This window comes from Streptomyces sp. SM1 (assembly GCF_002910825.1).
Taxonomy (GTDB): Bacteria; Actinomycetota; Actinomycetes; order Streptomycetales; family Streptomycetaceae; genus Streptomyces; species Streptomyces okerensis.
Genome location: NZ_NEUB01000474.1, coordinates 1 through 6768, shown reverse-complemented (window position 1 = coordinate 6768; position 6768 = coordinate 1). Strand labels below are relative to the sequence as shown.

The window sequence follows — 6768 nt, the reverse complement described above, 5'->3', positions numbered from 1 at the left end:
TGTTGCCCGGTGACGGGCGAGGGGCCGGCGCGTCGTCCCCGGTCGGTTCGGGCGACGGCCCCGTGTCCGACGGCGGAACGGGGGCGGGCCCGTCGTTGCATGTCGGACGGGACGTAGGCCCGTCGCCCGTCGGCGGGCCGTACGCCGACCCCCCGCCCGTCGGCGGGCCGTACGCAGGATCCTTGCCCGACGGCGAAGCGGACACCGCTGCGGAGCCGGGCCCCGCCTGGGCGGGTGCCGGACGGGTTGTCGATCTGCCCCACGAGGTGGTCACGCGCATCGCGCCCACCGCCGACCCGGACATCACCGTCGTCGCGCTGTCCGGTTCCCGGCGCCACCCCGGCGTGTGGTGGCTCCCGCACGGGCTGCCCCTGCGCACGCCGTGGTCCTCGCGCGACGAGGACGCCGTCCCGGCGGGCCGCACGCCCGTGCGCCCGGTGCCGATGAGCCCCGTGGCCCGCGACGGACTCACCCTCGGCGGCTGGTACTACCGCGCCCCGGGCCGCTCGCCCGGTGAACCGGCGCCGTGTGTCCTGCACCTGCACGGCGGACCGGAGGAACAGGAACGTCCTGTACTCGAACCCCTCTACCTCGAACTGCTCGGCAGGGGACTGGACGTGTTCGCGCCCGACGTGCGCGGCTCGTGCGGGTACGGCCGCTCCTTCGTGGACGCGGACCTGGGCACCGGGCGCTTCGATGCCATCAACGACGTCGCCGACTGCGCGGCGCACGTGATCGTCCAGGGCCTGGCGGACCCCCGGCGGATGGCCGTGATGGGCCGCTCGTACGGCGGCTATCTGGTGATGGCGTCCCTGGTGTGGCACCCGGACCTGTTCCGCACGGGTGTGGCGGTCTGCGGCATGTCGGACTTCGCCACCTTCTTCGCCGGGACCGAACCCTGGATCGCCCAGTCCGCCGCCCACAAGTACGGGCACCCGGAACACGACCGGGAACTCCTGCACAGGCTGTCGCCGATGAGCCGCATCGACGCCCTGCGGGCCCCGGTCCTGGCGGTGCACGGCGAGCACGACAGCAACGTGCCCCCGGGCGAGTCCGAGCAGTTCGTACGGGCGGCCAGGGAACGCGGACTCGAGGCCGAACTCCTCCTGCTGCGCCACGAGGGCCACGAGTTCCGCCGCGCCGACAACCGCCGTCTGTTCCGCCGGAGCGCCGCCGACTGGATGGAGGGGCACCTGGCGGACTGAGATGTCGGAGGTACCTGTCACACTTCAGTGGCGTGCGGGGGAGCGATGCGGGTAGTCGCGCGGTGTGATCGGTGAGTAAAGGCGGACCGGATGGAACCAGTTCCTGTCGACGAAGGGTCGGTGCCAGGGGCACCCAGGATGCGGGCCTCCTACGCCCTGGACGGGGACGGCGCATGGATAGCCCAGGCCCGCCAGCTCGCGGCCGCGTTCCTGACCCGGGCACGGGAGGAGGACGGCTCGCAGGTGCCGATACGCGTCGTCGAGGTCACCCAGCTCGTGGTGAGCGAGCTGGTCACCAACGCCCGCAAGTACGCGCCGGGGCCCATCGGACTGGACCTGCGGCTCGACGACGACTCCGTCGAGGTGATCGTGCACGACGGCAATCCCGAGGCGCCCGTGGCCAGGAACGCCGATCCCGGCCGGGTGGGCCAGCACGGGCTGGAGATCGTGATGGCCGTCGCCCAGGCCCTGGACGTCCGCCAGGAGGCGGCCGGCAAGAGCATCACCGCCCGTATCTCCCTCCTCGCCTGAGCCGCACCTCCCGTATCCGCGTCCTGTGGCCGCGACGGACGAGGGCGGACACCGCCGCGCAGGCTGCGTCCCACGGAGTGGTGCCGACCGCCGTCCGGCGCGTGCGTCCGGGAGGATCAGGCACGGCAGGCGGCGTCGCCCGGCACCGGGCCCGCCCGCCCGCCCGGGCAGCGGCTTCGTCCGCGTGTACCGGCGTCAGCCGTAGCGCTCGAGCAGGGCCTCCACGTACTCCTCCAGTCTGGCCGTCAGCACGTCCGGCGTCAGATCGGTACGGCCCAGTTCCCGCCAGGGGCCGGCCAGCTTCTCCGCGTCGGGCGCGTAGGCCAGGGCGTCGAGCAGCCGCCAGTGGAGATGGGCACCGGGGTCCTCGGCCAGGCTCCCTCCCGCGGCGGCGTAGAGGTCGGCGAAACGCATCCCCGCGTCCGCTCCGTGCAGCAGGGCGAGGGCCGTCGCGCAGTGGGCCACGTCCAGATCGGCCGGGCCCCAGGAGGTCTCCACCCAGTCGACCACCCCGCCGATCCGCAGGCCGGCGCCGTCCTCCGAGAAGAGCACGTTGCCGGGGTGGAAGTCCCGGTGCAGGAAGCACCCCCGGTACGCCGGAGGCTCCCGGCGGATGACGTCCACGGCGCGCCGCCACAGCTCCGGCCGCCGACTGTCCCCGGGCGGGCACACCCGCTCGGCGGAGGTCCACGGCTGATAGGCGCGGGGCCGGGTCCGGGCGCTCACCCGTACCCGGTGAACGCGCGCCAGCTGCCCCGCGAGCAGTGCGGCACGTTCCCCGGCGCCCCGGTCGTCCACCCGTACCGTCCCGGGCAGCAGGGACATCAGCAGGGACGGACGGTCGCAGTGCCGCGCCGTCGCGTCCACGGCGACGAGCGCGGCGGCCGGCACGTCCGTCTCCCCGAGCAGGGACAGCACGGCCGCCTCACGGCTCAGCAGCCCCTCCGCATGCCGTACGAAGAAGGGTTTGACGAACGACCGCAGCACCAGCGACCGCCGCCCCCCGGGCCCGTGCAGATCGAGCCGGCGCATCTGCGACGTCCAGCCCCCTCTCAGGGCCGTCACCCCCTCGACGCGCTCACCCGCCGACAACTGCCTCTCCACCCACACCCGCGTGTTGACCAGCATGCGGGCAGAGTAGGGGGTGCGGCCGACCCGCCGTACGGCGCAGCCGGGACGGGCGGAACAATGGTGTCCGCGGCGGGGTTCTCACTGAGGTACGTCGCAGGACACCTGGGAGAAGGGCGGACGAGATGACGAGGACCGAGGAGAGGGCGCTGCTCGCGGGTGGCTGCTTCTGGGGCATGGAGGAACTGATCCGCACGTTCCCGGGCGTGCTGACCACGCGGGTGGGATACAGCGGCGGCGACGTGCCCCACGCGACCTACCGCAACCACGGCACCCACGCCGAGTCGATCGAGATCACCTACGATCCGGCCGTCACCGACTACCGCACGATCCTGGAGTACTTCTTCCAGATCCACGACCCGACCACGAAGAACCGGCAGGGAAACGACATCGGGGCGAGCTACCGCTCGGCCATCTTCTACCTCGACGACGAGCAGAAGCGCGTCGCCGAGGACACGATCGCCGATGTCGACGCCTCCGGCCTGTGGCCGGGCGCGGTGGTGACCGAGGTGGCGCCGGCCGGTGCCTTCTGGGAGGCCGAGCCGGAGCACCAGGACTATCTGCAGCGCTACCCGGACGGCTACACCTGTCACTTCGTACGCCCGGGCTGGCGTCTGCCGAAGCGCGCGGAGTCCTGACCCGGGTACCGCAGACGCACGGACGGAGGGCGCGCACGCCAGGCGGCGCGCCCTCTCGTCAAGGCCCCGCAGCGGGCCGGCCGCCTGCCGTCCGGCCGCCGGGTCAGCCGAACTGCCCGGGCTGGTAGTCGCCGGCGGGCTGCTGGTTGATGACGTTGATGCGGTTGTAGGCGTTGATGACGGCGATGAGGGAGACGAGGGCGACGAGCTGGTCCTCGTCGTAGTGCTTGGCCGCGTTCGCCCAGACGTCGTCACCGACGCCGCCGGCCGCGTCGGCGATCCGGGTGCCCTGCTCGGTCAGCTCCAGCGCGGCACGCTCGGCCTCGGTGAAGACGGAGGCCTCCCGCCAGGCGGCGACCAGATGGAGCCGGACCGGTGTCTCGCCGGCCGCGGCGGCGTCCTTGACGTGCATGTCGGTGCAGAAACCACAGCCGTTGATCTGGCTGGCACGGATCTTCACCAGTTCCTGGGTGGTGTGCGGAAGCCCGGAGTCCGTCACCGCCCTGCCCGCCGAGTTGATGTGCCGCATCACCTTGGCGGCGAGGGCGTTGCCGAAAAAATCGAGACGCGGGTTCATGAGGATCTCCTTGGTCGGCTCTTCGGGGTTGCACCGCACTGACGGACCGGCTCCCTCATGTGTGACGGCAACACGGGTGTGACGTACGTCTCCTGGCCCGTCGGCACGGTGCGGCGCGCCGTCCGCCCGGCGTCGTAGGGCCGCTAACCTGGCCCGGTGAACGGGGAGCGGAGCGTCGGTGAGTGAGCGTCGGGAACGCGACTGGACGGACATGACGCCCGGGGACTTCGACCGCGACGCCCCGCTGTGCCTCAACGTGGGCACGGGCCCCGTCGTGGTGCCGGCCGAGCCCGACGAGTGCGGCACCGAGCCGATGTTCGGCGAGGAGACCCCGCCACGGCGCCCCGGCCCGCCCCGCGCCCCGCGCCGGACCGGCACGGCCGAGCAGGGCCAGTTGTTCTGAAACCGCCGCCGCGCGCTGCCTGCCCGATCTCCATGCCTTGACTCCCGCCTCGGGGGTACGCGGGCCGGGCGGTCGGATTCGGCGGGGCGCGGGCGGAGGGATTGCGGGACGTGGACGCTGCGGGAAGGGCAGTTCACCCCAACGCGCCACGCCCGCTGCGCGGTATGCCCCACCGTGAGACGTTTGCACTGCCCGGCGCCCACTCCCGTGCGGTGTTCCGTCGGATCGCCCGCAGTCGGCAACTGAACGCACGGCCACCCCGTCCGTGGCCGGTCCCCAGCGGAGGAGTGTCACCCCCCATGAGCGAGACCAACCCCGTCAAGCGGGCAGCGAAGAAGATCACCGAAAGCCTGCAGGGTGCCGGATCCGCACCCGCCGACGGAATTCCCGGCCGGCCGGGATCCGAGCCGCCCACCGTGGCGGAGCCGACCGAACCCCGCGACCCGCTGCCGCCCAAGCCCGACCAGAGCGGCCCCGACACCGTCTCGCCCACCGGCTCGCCGACCGGGGCCGACCAGGCCAGGGTGGCCCAGTCCGGGAGCTATCTGACGAACGCGCAGGGGACGCGGCTGTACGACACCGACCACTCGCTGAAGGCCGGCCCGCGCGGCCCCGTACTGCTCCAGGACCACCATCTGCGCGAGAAGGTCATGCACTTCGACCACGAGCGCATCCCGGAGCGGGTGGTCCACGCCCGCGGCGCGGGCGCGCACGGGGTGTTCCAGAGCTACGGCACAGCGGCCTCCGTGACCAAGGCGGGCTTCCTCGCCGCGGATGTCGAGACGCCGGTGTTCGTGCGGTTCTCCACGGTGGTCGGCTCGCGCGGGTCCGCCGACACCGTGCGCGACACCCGCGGATTCGCGACCAAGTTCTACACCAGCGAGGGCGTCTTCGACCTGGTCGGCAACAACATCCCGGTCTTCTTCATCCAGGACGCCATCAAGTTCCCCGACGTGGTGCACGCCGCGAAGCCGCACCCGGACAGGGAGATCCCGCAGGCGCAGAGCGCACACGACACCTTCTGGGACTTCGTCTCGCTGCACACCGAGGCGACCCACCACACCATCTTCTTCATGGGCGACCGCGGCATCCCGCGCTCCTACCGGATGATGGAGGGCTTCGGCGTCCACACCTTCCGCCTGGTGAACGCCGAGGGCGGCACAACACTGGTGAAGTTCCACTGGAAGCCCAAGCTGGGCGTGCATTCCCTGGTGTGGGACGAAGCGCAGCTCATCAACGGCAACGACCCCGACTTCCACCGCCGCGACCTCGCCGACGCCATCGAGTCGGGCGCGTACCCGCAGTGGGAACTGGGCATCCAGACCTTCCCCGACACCCCGGACCAGACCTTCGAGGGCATCGACCTGCTGGACCCGACGAACATCGTCCCCGAAGAGCTCGCCCCGGTGCAGCCGATCGGGCTGATGACCCTCGACCGCAACCCGTCCAACTTCTTCGCCGAGACCGAGCAGGTGGCCTTCCACGTCGGCCACCTCGTGCCCGGCATCGACATCACCGACGACCCGCTGCTCGCGGGCCGGCTGTTCTCCTACCTGGACACCCAGATCACGCGTCTGGGAGGCCCCAACTTCCCGCAGCTGCCCATCAACCGGCCCCAGGCGCCGGTCAACGACATGCTGCGCGACGGCATGCACCAGACCGCCGTGCACCGGGGCGTGGCCCCCTACCGGCCCAACTCCCTCGACGGCGGCTGCCCGTTCACCGCGGGCGCCGACACGGGGGCGTTCATCGAGACGCCGGTGCGCATTCCGGAGGCGTCGAAGGTGCGCGAGGCGCCGGAGTCGTTCGCGGACCACTTCAGCCAGCCGCGCCGGTTCTGGCTGAGCATGAGCCACGTGGAGCGCGAACACATCATCGGGGCCTACACCTTCGAGCTGGGCAAGTGCTACGAAGAGGCCATCAGGGAACGGACCCTCCAGGTCCTGGCCAACATCGACCCCGAGCTGTGCGCCGGCGTCGCCGAAGGGCTCGGGCTGCCCGCACCGGAGCCCACCGTGCCGCTCGCCGACGTCGCGCCGAGCCCGGCGCTCTCCCAGGTCGGGAAGACCTGGCCGGTGGACGGCCGCGTCATCGGCATCCTCACGGCCCCGGACGGTGACCTCGACGGGGTGCACGCGGTACGCGACGCGGTCCTCGAAGCCGGCATGGTCCCGCTGGTCGTCGCGCCGACCGGCGGCACGCTCGGTACCGGCGCGAGCGCCCTGACGGCACAGCGCAGTTACGTCACCGCGCGCTCCGTCGAGTTCGACGCCGTACTGCTGGCGG

6 protein-coding genes and 1 pseudogene are annotated in these 6768 nt (G+C 72.1%); 5 read left to right on the top strand and 2 right to left on the bottom strand.

Features of this window, described 5'->3' with window-relative positions; genetic code table 11:
* Positions 1-221: 221 nt before the first annotated feature.
* Positions 222-1205: pseudogene (locus B9S61_RS11790) on the top strand (alpha/beta hydrolase family protein); the annotation flags it as partial.
* 90 nt (positions 1206-1295) lie between these two features.
* Positions 1296-1736 (top strand): ATP-binding protein, encoded by a 441-nt coding sequence (locus tag B9S61_RS11785; RefSeq protein WP_103542210.1) that lies wholly within the window; start codon positions 1296-1298, stop codon positions 1734-1736.
* 195 nt (positions 1737-1931) lie between these two features.
* On the opposite strand, the gene B9S61_RS11780 is transcribed toward B9S61_RS11785, so the two are convergent.
* Entirely contained in the window at positions 1932-2864 is a 933-nt protein-coding gene (locus B9S61_RS11780) for a phosphotransferase family protein (protein ID WP_103542209.1), read from the bottom strand.
* Positions 2865-2989: 125 nt separating this feature from the next.
* Between B9S61_RS11780 and msrA the strand changes: the two genes are divergently transcribed.
* Positions 2990-3502, top strand: coding sequence for a peptide-methionine (S)-S-oxide reductase MsrA (msrA, locus tag B9S61_RS11775; protein WP_103542208.1), 513 nt, complete (start codon positions 2990-2992; stop codon positions 3500-3502).
* Between the two features lie 103 nt (positions 3503-3605).
* Here the strand turns inward: msrA and B9S61_RS11770 are convergent, their stop codons facing one another.
* A complete protein-coding gene (locus B9S61_RS11770; protein ID WP_103542211.1) occupies positions 3606-4079 on the bottom strand; it encodes a carboxymuconolactone decarboxylase family protein in 474 nt (157 codons plus the stop codon).
* A gap of 178 nt (positions 4080-4257) precedes the next feature.
* Between B9S61_RS11770 and B9S61_RS11765 the strand changes: the two genes are divergently transcribed.
* Positions 4258-4482 (top strand): hypothetical protein, encoded by a 225-nt coding sequence (locus B9S61_RS11765; protein WP_103542207.1) that lies wholly within the window; start codon positions 4258-4260, stop codon positions 4480-4482.
* Between the two features lie 299 nt (positions 4483-4781).
* Positions 4782-6768, top strand: a 1987-nt coding sequence (locus B9S61_RS11760) for a catalase (RefSeq protein WP_103542206.1), incomplete at its 3' end; no start/stop codon positions are given.

What these genes read in the sequence shown, in the direction of transcription:
- B9S61_RS11770 (WP_103542211.1), bottom strand. Translation starts at nt 4,079, where the DNA reads ATGAACCCGCGTCTCGATTTTTTCGGCAACGCCCTCGCCGCCAAGGTG.
- B9S61_RS11780 (WP_103542209.1), bottom strand. Translation starts at nt 2,864, where the DNA reads ATGCTGGTCAACACGCGGGTGTGGGTGGAGAGGCAGTTGTCGGCGGGT.
- msrA (WP_103542208.1), top strand. Translation starts at nt 2,990, where the DNA reads ATGACGAGGACCGAGGAGAGGGCGCTGCTCGCGGGTGGCTGCTTCTGG.
- B9S61_RS11785 (WP_103542210.1), top strand. Translation starts at nt 1,296, where the DNA reads ATGGAACCAGTTCCTGTCGACGAAGGGTCGGTGCCAGGGGCACCCAGG.